Source organism: Bradyrhizobium sp. USDA3516 (assembly GCF_057651995.1).
Genome location: NZ_JBYGYN010000003.1, coordinates 752745 through 767749, shown reverse-complemented (window position 1 = coordinate 767749; position 15005 = coordinate 752745). Strand labels below are relative to the sequence as shown.

The 15005-nt window shown below is 65.6% G+C and carries 11 protein-coding genes; 8 read left to right on the top strand and 3 right to left on the bottom strand.

Annotated features, from left to right (window positions below; all coding sequences use genetic code 11):
• The first annotated feature begins 283 nt into the window (after positions 1–283).
• The 5 genes from AC24YW_RS13845 (at position 284) to AC24YW_RS13825 (ending at position 5692) form a co-directional block, all read left to right on the top strand.
• Positions 284–727, top strand: coding sequence for an SRPBCC family protein (locus AC24YW_RS13845; RefSeq protein ID WP_487483240.1), 444 nt, complete (start codon positions 284–286; stop codon positions 725–727).
• Between the two features lie 247 nt (positions 728–974).
• Positions 975–2690, top strand: coding sequence for a PQQ-dependent methanol/ethanol family dehydrogenase (locus tag AC24YW_RS13840; RefSeq protein ID WP_487483239.1), 1716 nt, complete (start codon positions 975–977; stop codon positions 2688–2690).
• 154 nt (positions 2691–2844) lie between these two features.
• Positions 2845–4035 (top strand): c-type cytochrome, encoded by a 1191-nt coding sequence (locus tag AC24YW_RS13835; protein WP_487483238.1) that lies wholly within the window; start codon positions 2845–2847, stop codon positions 4033–4035.
• A gap of 153 nt (positions 4036–4188) precedes the next feature.
• Positions 4189–4881, top strand: coding sequence for a response regulator (locus AC24YW_RS13830; RefSeq protein WP_487483237.1), 693 nt, complete (start codon positions 4189–4191; stop codon positions 4879–4881).
• A 115-nt stretch (positions 4882–4996) separates the two neighbouring features.
• Positions 4997–5692, top strand: a complete 696-nt coding sequence (locus AC24YW_RS13825) for a response regulator (RefSeq protein WP_487483316.1) — start codon at positions 4997–4999, stop codon at positions 5690–5692.
• A 134-nt stretch (positions 5693–5826) separates the two neighbouring features.
• Here the strand turns inward: AC24YW_RS13825 and AC24YW_RS13820 are convergent, their stop codons facing one another.
• Together AC24YW_RS13820 and AC24YW_RS13815 are read right to left on the bottom strand one after the other, a co-directional pair.
• Entirely contained in the window at positions 5827–7182 is a 1356-nt protein-coding gene (locus AC24YW_RS13820; protein ID WP_487483315.1) for a hybrid sensor histidine kinase/response regulator, read from the bottom strand.
• A gap of 5 nt (positions 7183–7187) precedes the next feature.
• On the bottom strand, positions 7188–8354 hold the full coding sequence (locus AC24YW_RS13815) for an FIST N-terminal domain-containing protein (RefSeq protein WP_487483236.1): 1167 nt from the start codon (positions 8352–8354) through the stop codon (positions 7188–7190).
• A gap of 267 nt (positions 8355–8621) precedes the next feature.
• Here AC24YW_RS13815 and AC24YW_RS13810 point away from each other — a divergent pair, with 267 nt between their 5' ends.
• Entirely contained in the window at positions 8622–10661 is a 2040-nt protein-coding gene (locus AC24YW_RS13810) for a methyl-accepting chemotaxis protein (protein WP_487483235.1), read from the top strand.
• 159 nt (positions 10662–10820) lie between these two features.
• Positions 10821–12869 (top strand): methyl-accepting chemotaxis protein, encoded by a 2049-nt coding sequence (locus AC24YW_RS13805; protein ID WP_487483234.1) that lies wholly within the window; start codon positions 10821–10823, stop codon positions 12867–12869.
• A gap of 84 nt (positions 12870–12953) precedes the next feature.
• Here the strand turns inward: AC24YW_RS13805 and AC24YW_RS13800 are convergent, their stop codons facing one another.
• A complete protein-coding gene (locus AC24YW_RS13800; protein WP_487483233.1) occupies positions 12954–13334 on the bottom strand; it encodes a DUF3175 domain-containing protein in 381 nt (126 codons plus the stop codon).
• A gap of 182 nt (positions 13335–13516) precedes the next feature.
• Between AC24YW_RS13800 and AC24YW_RS13795 the strand changes: the two genes are divergently transcribed.
• The gene (locus AC24YW_RS13795; RefSeq protein ID WP_487483314.1) at positions 13517–15004 is read left to right on the top strand and encodes an MFS transporter; all 1488 of its coding nucleotides are present in this window, start codon (positions 13517–13519) and stop codon (positions 15002–15004) included.
• Position 15005: the final 1 nt, after the last annotated feature.

Here is a 15005-nt window from a genome sequence, read left to right as displayed (position 1 = left end):
TAAGTCTTTGATTTTGCTTATGGCAATGCAGCGAAGTGCCGCCGTCAAGCTGCGCCGGCCAAACCGCCCGTCATTCCGGGGCCCGAGCGAAGCGAGGGAGCCCGGAATCCATCGGGCTGCAGTGTCCGCGGGTAAATGGATTCCGGGTTCGCGCCAAAAGGCGCGCCCCGGAATGACATTGGCCAAAGGAAGCAGCACTAGTACTTCCTGGCGATTGAACGCAGCCGCCCGTGCCCATAGTCGAGCCGTACAAGCAACGGCAACAAGGGTGGAAGCGATGCAGATGAACGACAGTCAGCGGATCCCGGCGTCGAAGGCCAAGGTGTGGGCTGCGCTCAACGATCCCGAAACTCTCAGGCGCTGCATTCCCGGCTGCCAATCGCTCGAGATGGCATCGCCGACCGAGATGACGGCGACCGTGGTGCTGAAGGTCGGCCCGGTGAAGGCGACGTTCAGCGGCAAGGTGACGCTGACCGATATCGATGCGCCCAACGGTTATCGCATCGTCGGCGAAGGCGCCGGCGGCGTCGCCGGCTTTGCCAAGGGCGGCGCGAAGGTCAGGCTGGAGGAAGAAGCCCCTGATGTCACCATCCTGCACTACGAGGCCGACGCGCAGATCGGCGGCAAGCTCGCACAGCTCGGCTCGCGATTGATCGACTCGACGTCGCGAAAACTCGCCGCGAACTTCTTCGAAAGTTTTGCCAGCGTGGTAGCGCCATCATCGTGATCGATGCGCGACGCCGCCTCAATTCGAGCGCGCATTTCGAGCTGCAAAACAAGGGCAGGACGCAAGTCCGGACAACGAGATGCGCGACGAAAGCCGCCAATGATTTGCACTACTACCTTCCGCCTATACTAAGCGCGAAACGGCGATGCTGTAATTTCGAAGATGGCTCGCAGGCGAACTGCGCATCACGAGCGCAACGCGCTCAGGCGCCCAACGAGGCGTGCACAACAACACCGCGGAGGGATACATGACCTTTGGAACGAAGGGCTTCTTGGCCGGCATCTCCATGATTGCGATGCTCGCCGCCGTTACACCGGGCGTTCGCGCCAACGACTCGGTGCTCAAGGCGCAATCCGATTCGAATCAATGGGCCGTTGCCGGCCACGATTACGGCAACACGCGCTTCAGTCCGCTCAAGCAGATCAACACCGAGAACGCCGGCAAGCTGACGCTCGCTTACTCGTTCTCGCTGGCGTCGCTGCGTTCGAACGAATCCTCGCCCATCGTCATCGGCAACACGCTGTACGTTTCGAGCTCGTGGGGTCCGAAATACGTCTATGCGCTCGATGCGGCGACGGGGCAGCGCAAATGGACCTGGGAGCCCGAGATTCCCGAGGACGTGTTGCAATACGCCTGCTGCGACGTGAACAGCCGCGGCGTCTCCTATGCCGACGGCAAGATTTTCGTCGGCCGCCTCGACGGCAAGCTGACGGCGCTCGATGCCGCAACCGGAAAGTCGCTGTGGACGGCGAAGGTGGTCGACTACAAGCAGGGCTCGGTCATCACCTCGCCGCCGCTTGTCGTGCGCGACAAGGTCATCACCGGTTTCGGCGGCGGCGAATACGGCGTGCGCGGCGCGCTGCTGGCCTTCGACATCAACACCGGCAAGCAGGTGTGGCAGACCTATACCGTTCCGTCCCCGGACGAGCCCGGCGGCGATTCCTGGAAGGGCGACTCCTTCCAGCATGGCGGCGGCGCGGCCTGGCTGGTCGGCTCCTACGATGCGAAGACCGACACCGTCTATTGGGGCACCAGCAATCCCGCCCCGTGGAACACGGCGGTGCGTTCGACCGGCGACGGCAATTTCGGCAAGCTGACCAACCTCTATACGGCTTCGACGCTCGCGCTCGATCCCAACACCGGCAAGATCAAGTGGCACATCCAGACCACGCCGGCCGACGCCTGGGACTATGACGGCGTCAACGAAGCCGTGCTCGCGGATCTCAAGATCGGCGGCAGCACCGTTCCGACGCTGATGAAGGCGGACCGCAACGGCTTCTTCTTCGTCGCCAACCGTGAGACCGGCAAGGTGCTGTCGGCGGAGAAATACGTGTTCTCCAACTGGGCCAAGAAGTGGGACGTCGCCACGATGCGCGCGGTCGAGGATCCCGACAAGCGTCCGGGGCCGGGCCATCCCGCCAAGGACATCTGCCCGAACCTGATCGGCGGCAAGAACTGGCAGCCGATGTCGTTCAACCCGCAGACCGGCCTCGTCTACATCCCCTCCAACAACGTCTGCATGGACTGGTCGGTCAGCGACGTCACCTACAAGCGCGGCGTGTTCTATCTCGGCGCCGAATTCCCGACCAAGGAAGGCCCGGGCGGCTTCCTCGGCGAGCTCGTGGCCTGGGATCCGGTCGCGCAGAAGAAGGTCTGGTCGATCAAGGAAGACCTGCCCTTCAACGGCGGCACGCTGACCACCGGCGGCGGCCTCGTGTTCGCCGGCAACATCCATGGCGACTTCCGCGCCATCGATGCGAAGTCCGGCAAGGTGCTGTGGAGCAAGAATCTCGGCTCCGGCATCGGCGCAGGCCCGGTGACCTATCAGGTCGACGGCAAGCAATATGTCGCCATCGTCGTCGGCCGCACCGCTGCGCTGCCTGCGTTCCTGGGCGAGGTAGGAAAGAAGATGACGGCTGCAGCCCCCGAGGGCGGTTCGCTCTTCGTGTTCTCCGTCCAGTGACAACTCGCGCGCGTATCCTCGAGGTGACGGGATACGCGCGCGCTTTCTCCGGACTTTAGCTGCGGCATCGGCCGATGCCTGGTGCCGCCGCGCCTGGCTCAACAAGCTCCGGCGCAACAAAGCCAACGCCAAGGGAACGCCAAGGGAGACGAGGATGCGTCCAAATCATTCCGCCACCGGTGCGAGCCGACATCGCGCCATCGCAGCCCTGCTCGCATGTGCCACTGCTGCCCTGATCGTTCCGGCCTCGCCGCTGCAGGCCGACGAGGCGCAGCCGCTCCGTCTCTGCGCCGATCCGACCAACCTTCCATTCTCGAGCGACAGCTCGTCGAAGCCCGGCTTCTACGTCGAGATCGGGCAGGCTCTGGCGCAGGCACTCGGCCGGCCGATCGCCTATGACTGGTACAAATCCTATTTCGGCAAGCGCACCGTGCGCGTCACGCTGCTCGGCAAGCAATGCGACGCCATGATCGGACTGCCCAGGTCCGAGGATTTCATGGGCCCGGCCGTGATCTTCTCCGACACCTTCGCCAAGGAAGGCTATGCCCTGGTCGCTGCCAAGGAATCTGCGAAGGGCGCGGCGGTCGGCGGCATCGACGGCCTCAAGGGCAAGCGCGTCGCCGTGCAGTTCGCCAGCACGCCGCAAAACCTGCTCGCCAGTCGCGACGACATCCAGAAAGTGACGGTGCTGTCGCCGGAGGAAGGCATGCAGGCGCTCGACCAGGGCAGGGCCGACGTTGCCTTCATCTGGGGACCGGTCGCCGGCTGGCTGAACAAGACCAGCTACGGCGGGCGGTACCAGATCGAGCTTACCGAGGGCGAGGGCCTGTCATGGGATGCCGCCATCGGCTTTGCCAAGACCTCGACCGAGCTGCGCGACCGCGTCAATGCCGTCTTGCCGCAGCTTCAGGGCAAGATCGGCGAGCTCGCCGTGAAATACGGTTTGCCGACCGGCGCGCCGGTCCGCTTCGGCGCGGCGCCGGCGGCGGTGACGACGGGGACGGGAAGCGGAGCCGGCATCGCGCAGGTCGCCAATGTCGTGGCGACCGAGACCAAGGGCGATGCGGCCGCGCCGGCCCTTGAGGCCGTCGGCGCGGGCAAGGAGATCTTCAACGGAACCTGTGCGCATTGCCACGGTCCCGATGCGATCCAGAGCGAACGCAAGATCGATCTGCGGCTGCTGCGTCATCGCTACGGCGACGAGATGCGCGAGAAGTACTGGACCACCGTGCATGAGGGGCGGCCGAACAAGGGCATGCCGGCCTGGAAGGAGGTCTATACCGAGGACCAGTTCAACAGCATCTATTCCTTCCTGCTGACGGTCCAGGTCGAATCGAACGACTGAACGGTCTTGACCGAACCCGATCAGGAGGATGTGGTAGCGTTCGTCCGGCACCATCCTGGTGCCGGACGGATGCCCGATGGTTCCGCCCCTTCCGCTAGGGCGGCGGATGCCCCTACGGTGCAGCATTCGGCGGTGCAGTCCTGTGAAGGCGCCATGACCAGCTTCCTGATCATCGACGATCATCCGCTGTTTCGCGAGGCGCTCGGCAATGCGGTGCGGCTGGCCCTGCCGGAGGCGCGGATCTTCGAAGCGATGTCGATCGAGGACGCCCTTCACATCCTGACGGCCGAGCAGGGCGAGGGCATCGACCTCGCGCTGCTCGACCTCCTGCTGCCGGATGCGACCGGCTTCTCCGGCTTTCTGCGCTTGCGCGAGGCCCATCCGCGCCTGCCCGTCGCCATCGTGTCGAGCGAGGAGGACCAGCGCGTCGTCCGCGAGGCGCTGGAGCTCGGGGCCGCCGGTTTTCTGCCGAAGTCGCTCTCGAAGCGCGAGCTCGCGCAATCGATCGAGGGCGTGCTGAACGGATCGGTGTCGGTGCCGAAGGATTTCGTGGCGACGTCGCAGCGGCGCCGGGCCGAGGCCAGCAAGGCGCTCGAGGTCAAGCTGCGCGAGCTCACGCCGCAGCAGCTTCGCGTGCTCGAACTGCTGCGGTGCGGCTATCCGAACCGGCAGATCGGCCAGGAGCTTCAGCTCGCCGAATCCACGGTGAAGGCGCATATCACCGAAATCTTACGCAAGCTCGGCCTGTTCAGCCGCAACAAGGCGATCATCGAGATCGGCAAGGTTGACCTGCCGGATCCCAAGGCCCGGCCCTATGCGCGGGCCGACCGAGGGCGGCCGCAATGATGCGCGATGTCCTGCTTGATCTGAATCAAGCCGGCCTGGTCCGGCTGCGCCATGCTCGTTTCGGCGTCGAACCCGTCGATCATCCGGCCAATCAACCAGGAATGGCTCACGCGTGATGCGATTTCTGATCGTCGAAGACCATCCGTTGTTTCGCGAGGCCCTCGAGGGCGCGCTCCAGATGGTGGCGCCGGCGGCCGAGATCCTTCAGGCGACGTCGATCGACGGTGCGCTCGAGCAGGCCGCGGCGGCTGCCGAGCTCGACCTCATCCTGCTCGATCTGTCGATGCCGGGCACCACGGGCCTTTCCGGCATCATCCGCATCCGCAAGGCCTTTCCGAGGATTCCCGTCGTCATCGTGTCGGGGCATCAGGATCCGCAGATCGTGGCCGGCGCCTTGTCGCTCGGCGTCTCCGGCTACATCCTCAAATCGTCCTCGAAGCAGGAGCTGGCGCAGTCGATCGGCGAGGTGCTGCGCGGCGCGGTCTGTGTCCCTGCCGCCTATCGCGCCCTGGTCCGCCCGCAACGCGCCGCCGGCCCGGCGCAGGACCTCCTGAAACGCCTGCACGAGCTGACGCCGCAGCAATTGCGCGTGCTCGAAATGCTCAAGCGCGGCCTGCAGAACAAGCAGATCGCCTTCGAGCTGAATATCTCCGAGACCACGGTGAAGGTCCACGTCTCCGACATCCTGCGCAAGCTCAACGTGCTCAGCCGCACCAAGGCCATCGTCGAAATGTCCCGGATCGATTTCGCGACCCTGGCCGGCGAGGGGGCTCCGGCACGGCGCGAGCATGCCCCGCCGGATCAGCAGTGATCTGATTTGCCGCTTTTGGCCATGCGGGGCGCGTCACAGCCGGCAGGTATTCATTGACATGTCAGAGCCATAACATGCTGTAAGATGCTACCGGTACTGTGCATGGGGTTGTTTTGCGACTTTGGTTGCGCGCTTCAGCTCAGCAGGAACGACAGCAGCGCCCGCATCTCGGCCGGCTTGATCGGCTTCTTCAGCACTTCGAGGCCCTGGAGGCTCGCCTGCTTCACCGCCAGTTCGGAATAGTCGGCCGTGATGATCATGGCGGGCGTGTCGAGCTTCAAATGCTCCCGCACCTCGGTGATGGCCGAAAGGCCGCTCTCGCCGTGATCGAGATGGAGGTCGGCGATCACGACATCGGGCGCGCCGCCGAGCTCGCTGAGGCGCACGAGCGCGTCCCCACCCGATCGCGTGGTCGCGACGTCGCAGCCCCATCCCTCCAGCAGCGCGGCCATCGCCTCCGAGCCGTTCGGATCGTTCTCGATCAGCAGGATCTTGGCGCCTTCGAGCCCGCTGTAATCGTAGTGCCGCGCGGCGGGCGCGACCTCCTGCACCTCGTCGGCGACGTCAGTGAGGTCGGCCGGCTCCAGCTCCAGGGTAAAGGTCGATCCCCTGCCGAGCTGCGACGACAGCCGCACCTCGTGCCCGAGCTCGCTGGCGAAGCGGCGGACGATGGAGAGGCCGAGCCCGAAGCCGGCCTGGTCGGCCGCATTGGCATCGCCGCGCTGGAATTCGCGGAAGATCGCCTCCTGCTGCGCCTGCGCAATCCCGGGTCCGGTGTCGGAGACCTGGACGCAGATCCGTCCGCCGCGCGGCCGGCAGCCCATCACGACGCCGCCGCTGCGGGTATAGCGAATGGCATTGGCGAGCAGGTTCTGCAGGATCCGCCGCAGCATCATCGCATCCGACGTCACCGCGAGCCGGGAGGGACGGATGCGCAAGGACAGGCCCTGCCGCGCGGTGACCGGCTCGAACTCGTTGCGGAGCTGCTCGAACAGGGGCGCCAGCGCGATCGCGCGCACGTCGGGCTTGAGCGCGCCGGAATCGAGCTTGGCGATCTCCAGCAGCGAGCGCAGCAGGTCCTCCAGCATCACCAGCGAGCGGCTCGCCTGGTCGATCAGCACGCCCGCCTCCTGCGACTCCATCATCTCCGTCAGCGCGGACAGGGTCAGACGCGCCGCGTTGAGCGGCTGCAACAGATCGTGGGTGACCGAGATCAGCACCGAGGATTTCAGCGAGCTTGCCGCCTCCGCCTGCTGCTTGGCGCGGTAGAGACCCTCATTGGCGCGCTCGACCGAATGCAGCGCCTCGCGCAATTGGTGCGTCCGGTCGCGAACCTTGTGGTCGAGCGCAATGGCGGTTTCGAACAATGAAAAGGCGTTGAGCTGCTGGTCCATCGAGCGCTCGACGCGCGACATCAGCGCGGCATTGATCTTCCTCAGCTTGGCGGCCTCGCGCCTCAGCTGGTCGACCGCATCGGGACCCTGCCACATGTCCGTCACGACGGGCGCCTTCCGATCGCAACCCCCGTGAAGGTCTGGTTCACATGCATGGAGCCGAACTGCTCCCCGTAGGTGTGAAAGCCGACCACGCGGTTCTGCCGGTACAGTTCGGACATGTCGCGGGTGAGCTGATGCTGCTCGGCATCGAGCCGGCGGAACAGGCACTCGAAACCGATATAGAGCGAGACGTCTCCGATTTGGTCGCGGATTTCGGCGAAGGTGTCGCGCGTCGCGCCGACCAGGCTGCGCGACGTCGCCGCCGTCAGCACCATGCCCTCGTCGATGGCGCAGAAGAAATGCAGGGAGCCATCCGGCTCGACGCGCTGGATCGACCGCGCGTAATAGGCGCCGCCGACGCGCACCAGGACCGGATGCGAGGCGAAGGAGAACGGGTCGAGCTTGGCGTCCATGATGCCGACCACGCGCGAATATTCCTGCGCGGCAGGCTCGGCGTTCAGCTCCCGGACCGTGCGGTTTTCGATGTCGGCCTCGGTCACCACCATCTTCTGCGCCTGCGGCTCGAAATTGTCGCACTTGAAGACGCGGAACGGCAACGAGGTGTTCAGCAGGATCAAGAGGGCGGCATTGCTGTGTGCCTTGCCGTCGAAGAACACGAACGTCTTCTCGAAGCGCAGCCCGTCGCCCGCCGACCCGCCGACGACCGGAATGTCGTCCAGCGATGCGTAGATCGCGGACATCACCGCTTCTTCGCGGCGGCACAGGCCGTCGATCAGCACCAGGCCGAAGGGACTGCCGCGCTCGACCGGCGGCGAGGCCTGCAACAGCTCGTGCCGGAGCTCGCCGCCGATCCTGCGGCCGTCCTCGACGCGGAAGCTGTCGAGGTTGAAGATGGGCCGCACCACCGCTGAGAAGTCGGCGCGGCTGAACGCCAGTGCCACGACGCTGTTCTCGTCCCAGCCGTCAGGAGCAAGCTCGCCCGCGGTGGTACAACCACAGACCTCCGTGTCGTCGAATTGCCGGCTGATCTCGGCGATGAAGCGATCGGGGTCATAGCTGGGGGAGAGGAACACCAGGATCAGCGCCAGCCCGTCGGACGGGAGCTGGGCCGCCAGCTCGGCCACGGCGTCATCGACGCTCGCGGCCTTCGACTTGGCCACGGCAACGCCGGACGCACCGCCAAACCGGAAATCGGTTTGCCCCACTCCGTTTCTCCCTCGACGCTTGGTCTAATGCCAAGTGCCCGACAAGTGCCTGATAAGTATTCGAGAGTAGGGCGTTTTGCAGGTCGCCGCAACACGGCAGCCGTCGCGCGCAAGCCCGGATAAGCACGGGGGGAAAGCCCTCCACCCAGGACGCAGACCGCAAGGGTTTACCACCCCTTGAGGATTCTGCCCTAATTTTGCGCATGGTTCGGAGCGGGCTGCTTCCGGGCCGCAGAATGCTGCAAGAACATGAGCTGGGGGTTGGGAATGTCCGGGCGTACCGCATCGACGTCGAAGCGTTCACTATTTCCGACCCTCAAGTTCCGCGCAAAGATCATCCTCGGCTTCGCCGCCGTGCTGGTGATCTCCGCCGGCAGCATGGCCTTCGCCTATTTCGGCTTCGAGCGGGTCGCCTCCGGGGTCGGATCCTACCGCAGCAGCGTGTCGGAGGCCGATCTCGCCCGCAACATCGATCGCGAGCTGCTCGCCTATCGTTCGGCCGCCAAATATTTCGTCGTCACCGGCAAGGAAGACGACGCCAAGGCGGCGCTCGATGCCGAGGCCAGCCTGAAGAGCGCCATCGACCAGGCCGTCAAGGCCGCCTCCAAGCCGGCGCGGCAGGAAAGCCTTGGCAAGCTCGCCAAGGAGTTTTCCAACTTCTCCGCGACCTTCACCAAGGTGCTCCAGGCCAAGCGCGACAGCGCGCTGCTGGTGCAGAACCAGCTCCAGCGCAACGCCAACCTCCTGAGATACAAGCTCGACGACATCGGCAACAACGCCTCCGACGCCGAAGCGCAGGCGATCGAGTTCGGCACCAAGCAGGTCAACGCCCAGTTCCAGACCGCGAGCGCGGCGGCGACCAATTTCGTGCTGACGTCCGACCAGGCGATCGCCACCAGTGCGCTGGCGCGGCTGAAATTCGTCGAGAACTCGCTCGGCGCGGTCTATTCGATGGACGACAAGATCGTCGCCGGCCTGAAGGATGCCAAGGCGTTGCTCGGCGCCTATCGCGAGGCGCTGGAGAAGCTGATCGCCAACGCCAAGCTGGTCGATGACCTCGTCACGGAGATGAGCGGCTCGGCCGGCGCGATTCAGCAAGGCGCCACCGCCATGAAGGCGGACCTCGTCGCCGAGCAGCAGCGGCTGGATTCGGAATCGGCGGCGACCATCGGGCAGACCGAGCAGCTGGTCATGATGCTGGCCGTCGGCGGCACGCTGCTCGGCGCGGTCCTCGCCTTCCTGCTCGGCACCGGCATCTCGCGGCCGATGATCGCGATGTGCAAGGCGATGCGGGAGCTGGCCTCGGGCAATTTCGACGTCGTGCTGCCGGGCCTGGGCCGCAAGGACGAGATCGGCGAGATGGCCGGCGCGGTCGAGGAATTCAAGATCCAGGCCGTCGCAAAGGCCGAGCGCGACGCCGCCGCCAGCGAGGTGCAGAACCGCGAGCAGGCCGCAAGCCGCCGCGCCGAGCTGATCCGCTTTGCCGACGATTTCGAGAGCGCGGTCGGCGCCATCGTCTCCAACGTCTCGGCCTCCGCCGTGCAGCTGGAATCGGCGGCCTCCACGCTGACCCGCACCGCCGAGACCACGCAGAGCCTGTCGAGCCAGGTCGCCGGCGTCTCCGAGCAGGCCTCCTCCAACATGCAGTCGGTCGCGACCGCAACGGAAGAACTATCGGCCTCGGTCGAGGAGATCGGCCGCCAGGTGCGCGATTCCAGCCGCATCGCAGAGGCTGCCGTGATGCAAGCCAAGGAGACCGACGGCCGCATCGGCAAGCTGTCACATGCGGCTCAGCAGATCGGCGAGGTGGTCAAGCTGATCACCGCGATCGCCGAGCAGACCAATCTGCTCGCGCTCAACGCCACCATCGAGGCTGCCCGCGCCGGCGAGGCCGGCCGCGGCTTCGCCGTCGTGGCGAGCGAGGTGAAATCGCTGGCGAGCCAGACCGCGAAGGCGACCGACGAGATCTCCTCGCACATCGCGGGGATGCAAGGAGCGACCGCCGAATCGGTTGCCGCGATCAAGGAGATCGGCGCGACGATCGGCCAGATCTCATCGATCTCGACCTCGATTGCGAGCGCGGTGGAGCAGCAGGGCGCCGCCACCCAGGAGATCGCCCGCAGCGTCCAGACCGTCGCCCAGGGTACCCAGACCGCGGCCACCGATATCGGCCAGGTCAACCGCGGCGCCGCCGAGACCGGCTCGGCCTCGGAAGAGGTGCTGAACTCGGCCAAGACGCTGTCGAGCGAAAGCACCCGCCTCCGCGCCGAGCTCGACCGCTTCATGGCGAACATCAGGGCGGCGTAGTAAAGCGCACCTTAACAAATCCCTACGTCACCTAACTGCCAGTTGCGGCGCCACAAGTTTACCGCAGCTTATCCTTTGGCGGTTACCGTGCACACGAGTCGGGAAGCGGGCTGTTTCCCGGCTGCGCCTGGTTTTCCGCGAATGGAATGGGGTGGGGGAATGTCGGTCACGTCCAAATCGAGCCAATCGAAGTCGCGCCAATCGAAGCTGCCAACGCTGCGATTTCGCGCAAAAATCATCCTCGGCTTCGGGGCGGTGCTCGCCATCCTCGCCGTCAGCATGGCGTTCGCCTATTTCGGCTTCGAGCGGATCGCAGGCGCCGTGGCTTCCTACCGCACCAGCGTAGCGGAAGCCGATCTGGCGCGGACGGTCGATCGCGAGCTGATCGCCTATCAGGGCCTGGCACGAGCCTATACCCTGACCGGCGCGGCCGACGACGAGACTGCGGCCAAAGCCGCTGAAGGAAATCTGAAGAGCGCGATCGCCAAGTCGATGGCCGCCACCACCGGCGCGGCCCGCCGTGAGCAGGTCGGCAAGCTCGAGGCCGAATTCCAGAGCTTTACGAAGGTCTTCAGCGAGATCATCACGCTGACGCGCGAGAACAGCAAGATCTCGGCCGATGAGCTCAACAGTGTCGGCAACAAGATCCGCTTCAAGTTCGACGATCTCGCCGACACCGCGGCGCTGGCAGGCCTCGCCTCGGTGCAGACCACGGCCAAGGACATCACCTCGCAATATCTGGCGGTCTCCACCTCGGTCAGCGCCTTCGTCGCCAAGCCTGAGCCGAAGACCGCCGACGGCGTGATCGCCCGGATCAAGTTCCTCGAGACATTGCTGGTCTCCGTCTACGCGAACGATCAGAAGATCACGGATCGCGTCAAGGAGATCGGCGATCTCCTGAAGCAGTACCGCGCCTCGTTCGCAAAGCTGACCGAGAACGTGAAGGTCATCGTGAAGCTGAACGGCGAGATGACCAAGACGGCGGCGACCATCCTCAAGCTCTCGGCCGAGCTGCGTTCGGATCTCACCGCCGACCAGCAACGCATCGAGGCGAGCGCCAATACGACCATTGTAGAGACCGAGCAGCTGATGCTGATGCTGGCGCTCGGCGGGCTGGCCATCGGCGTCGTGCTGGCCTTGTGGCTGGGCAACGGCATCTCGCGGCCGATGATCGCGATGTGCAAGGCGATGCGGGAGCTGGCCTCGGGCAATTTCGACGTCGTGCTGCCGGGCCTGGGCCGCAAGGACGAGATCGGCGAGATGGCCGGCGCGGTCGAGGAGTTCAAGATCCAGGCCGTCGCAAAGGCCGAGCGCGACGCCGCCGCCAGCGAAGTCCAGAACCGCGAGCAGGCCGCAAGCCGCCGCGCCGAGCTGATCCGCTTTGCCGACGATTTCGAGAGCGCGGTCGGCGCCATCGTCTCCAACGTCTCGGCCTCCGCCGTGCAGCTGGAATCGGCGGCCTCCACGCTGACCCGCACCGCCGAGACCACGCAGAGCCTGTCGAGCCAGGTCGCCGGCGTCTCCGAGCAGGCCTCCTCCAACATGCAGTCGGTCGCGACCGCAACGGAAGAACTATCGGCCTCGGTCGAGGAGATCGGCCGCCAGGTGCGCGATTCCAGCCGCATCGCAGAGGCTGCCGTGATGCAGGCCAAGGAGACCGACGGCCGCATCGGCAAGCTCTCGCATGCGGCACAGCAGATCGGCGAGGTGGTCAAGCTGATCACGGCGATCGCCGAGCAGACCAATCTGCTCGCGCTCAACGCCACCATCGAGGCCGCCCGCGCCGGCGAAGCCGGCCGCGGCTTCGCCGTCGTGGCGAGCGAGGTGAAATCGCTGGCGAGCCAGACCGCGAAGGCGACCGACGAGATCTCCTCGCACATCACGGGCATGCAAGGAGCGACCGCCGAATCGGTCGCCGCCATCAAGGAGATCGGCGCGACGATCGGCCAGATCTCGTCGATCTCGACCTCGATCGCGAGCGCGGTGGAGCAGCAGGGCGCCGCCACCCAGGAGATCGCCCGCAGCGTCCAGACCGTCGCTCAGGGCACCCAGACCGCGGCCACCGATATCGGCGAGGTCAACCGCGGCGCCGCCGAGACCGGCTCGGCCTCGGAAGAGGTGCTGAACTCGGCCAAGACGCTGTCGAGCGAAAGCACCCGCCTCCGCGCCGAGCTCGACCGCTTCATGGCGAACATCCGCGCCGCGTAGGTTCGCTGCTCCTGTAGCTCGCGGCCCCGAAGGGCTGCGCTATCGCCTTACACTCCGCTGTCCGGAAACGACAGCGGAGTGAATTCATTCCCTTCCGAACGCCCGCTTCAGCTCGACCTTCGCACGCTCCAGTCGCGTGCGCTGCGTCTTGGGCAGCGTCTTGCCGGCGCGGTTGATGTAGAAGGTCAGCATCGACAGCGCCGAGCGATAGGCGCCAGTCTTGCGTCGCGAGCTGTGTTCGGCCGAGCGCTTCAGCGAGGCCGCAATCTTCTTCGCGCTGGTCAGCTTGAACACCCCTTGCTTGAGGTCGAGCGCATCGCTCTCCTCCGTCACGCGCTGCGACCAGCGCCTTGTGGCGCGTTTGGTGCTCTTGTGCGCGGTCCCGCTCCGCCGGGTGTTTGCCTTGCGTGCCGGCTTGCGCGGGCCGCTCTTTCGAGAATGTGTCGTCTTTCTGACCTGAGCCATGCGCCAACTCCTTGCGGGTCCAGCGGAAACGAGCGGTGCTCGCTGGTGTTCCCGCGGGAACCCGGCCCCCTCGCAAACGTTGTCGCAGGTGGCAGGCAGAATGCCGCACCCCGATGATCGGATCGACCCCGTCCACCTCATGTGAAGCGGGGCCGCTTCCATTGATCAGACGCAACAACCCGATGGAATTGCAGCAGAGCCCAGCGCTGAACTATGCACCCGTAGTCCCGGCGGCGGCCGCGACCGACCGCATCGTCGAGACCAGCATTCCCTCGCGGCTCGATGCGCTGCCGTGGAGCGGCTTTCACACCCGTGTCGTGCTCGCGCTGGGCATCACCTGGATTCTCGACGGCCTCGAGGTGACGCTTGCGGGTGCGCTCTCCGGGGCGCTGAAGCAGAGCTCGTCTCTGCATTTCTCCAATCTCGATCTCGGCATCGCCAACTCCGCCTATCTCGCGGGCGCCGTGCTCGGCGCGCTCGGCTTCGGCTGGCTGACCGATCGTATCGGCCGCAAGAAGCTGTTCTTCATCACGCTCGCGCTCTATCTTTCGGCAACGGCCGCAACCGCGCTGTCGTGGGATGTCGGGAGCTACGCGCTGTTCCGCTTCCTCACAGGTGCCGGCATCGGCGGCGAGTACACCGCGATCAACTCGACGATCCAGGAGTTGGTGCCCGCACGCTATCGCGGCTGGACCGATCTCGTGATCAACGGCAGCTTCTGGATCGGCGCCGCGATGGGCGCGGTCGCCGCCATCGTGCTGCTCGATCCCGCAACGATCGGGCCAGATCTCGGCTGGCGCCTGGCCTATCTGATCGGTGCCGCCCTCGGCCTCGTCGTGCTCTTCATGCGGATGTGGATTCCGGAAAGTCCGCGCTGGCTGATGATTCATGGTCGTCCCGACGAGGCCCATGCCATCGTCGACGGGATCGAGCGGTCGGTGATCGGGCACGACCAGGATACGAGCGACGGACGCTTCACCAAGATCCGCCTGAAGATGCGCGATCACACGCCGATCGCCGAGGTCGTCCACACCTTGTTCTCGGTGTACCGCGAGCGCGCACTGGTCGGCCTCGTGCTGATGAGCGCGCAGGCGTTCTTCTACAACGCCATCTTCTTCACCTTTGCGCTGGTGCTCACCGATTTCTACGGCATCAGCGCCGATCACGTCGGCTGGTACCTCTTGCCGTTCGCTGCCGGCAATTTCCTCGGGCCGTTGCTGCTCGGCCGTCTGTTCGATACGCTCGGCCGCCGCATCATGATCATGTTCACCTATGGCGCATCGGGCGTGCTGCTGGCGCTATCGGGCTATCTGTTCTCGATCGGTGTGCTGAGCGCGCAGGGGCAGACCATCGCCTGGATGGTGATCTTCTTCTTCGCATCGCCCGCCGCGAGCGCGGCCTATCTCACCGTCAGCGAGACCTTTCCCCTCGAGATTCGTGCGCTGGCGATCGCGGTATTCTATGCGGTCGGCACCGGCATCGGCGGCGTGATCGGGCCGGCGCTATTCGGCGCGCTGATCGACACGGGATCGCGCACGAGCGTGTTCGCGGGCTATTTGCTGGGGGCCGTCCTGATGATCGCGGCCGCGGTCGTGGCGTGGCGTTATGCCGTCGCCGCCGAGCGCAAATCGCTCGAACACGTCGCGCGGCCGCTCGCCTTCATGGAGTAGA

Excerpts from the sequence above, each read along its gene's own strand:
- AC24YW_RS13800 (WP_487483233.1), bottom strand. The coding sequence starts at position 13,334 with ATGGCTCAGGTCAGAAAGACGACACATTCTCGAAAGAGCGGCCCGCGC.
- AC24YW_RS13835 (WP_487483238.1), top strand. The coding sequence starts at position 2,845 with ATGCGTCCAAATCATTCCGCCACCGGTGCGAGCCGACATCGCGCCATC.
- AC24YW_RS13810 (WP_487483235.1), top strand. The coding sequence starts at position 8,622 with ATGTCCGGGCGTACCGCATCGACGTCGAAGCGTTCACTATTTCCGACC.
- AC24YW_RS13840 (WP_487483239.1), top strand. The coding sequence starts at position 975 with ATGACCTTTGGAACGAAGGGCTTCTTGGCCGGCATCTCCATGATTGCG.
- AC24YW_RS13845 (WP_487483240.1), top strand. The coding sequence starts at position 284 with ATGAACGACAGTCAGCGGATCCCGGCGTCGAAGGCCAAGGTGTGGGCT.
- AC24YW_RS13825 (WP_487483316.1), top strand. The coding sequence starts at position 4,997 with ATGCGATTTCTGATCGTCGAAGACCATCCGTTGTTTCGCGAGGCCCTC.
- AC24YW_RS13830 (WP_487483237.1), top strand. The coding sequence starts at position 4,189 with ATGACCAGCTTCCTGATCATCGACGATCATCCGCTGTTTCGCGAGGCG.
- AC24YW_RS13805 (WP_487483234.1), top strand. The coding sequence starts at position 10,821 with ATGTCGGTCACGTCCAAATCGAGCCAATCGAAGTCGCGCCAATCGAAG.
- AC24YW_RS13820 (WP_487483315.1), bottom strand. The coding sequence starts at position 7,182 with ATGTGGCAGGGTCCCGATGCGGTCGACCAGCTGAGGCGCGAGGCCGCC.
- AC24YW_RS13795 (WP_487483314.1), top strand. The coding sequence starts at position 13,517 with ATGGAATTGCAGCAGAGCCCAGCGCTGAACTATGCACCCGTAGTCCCG.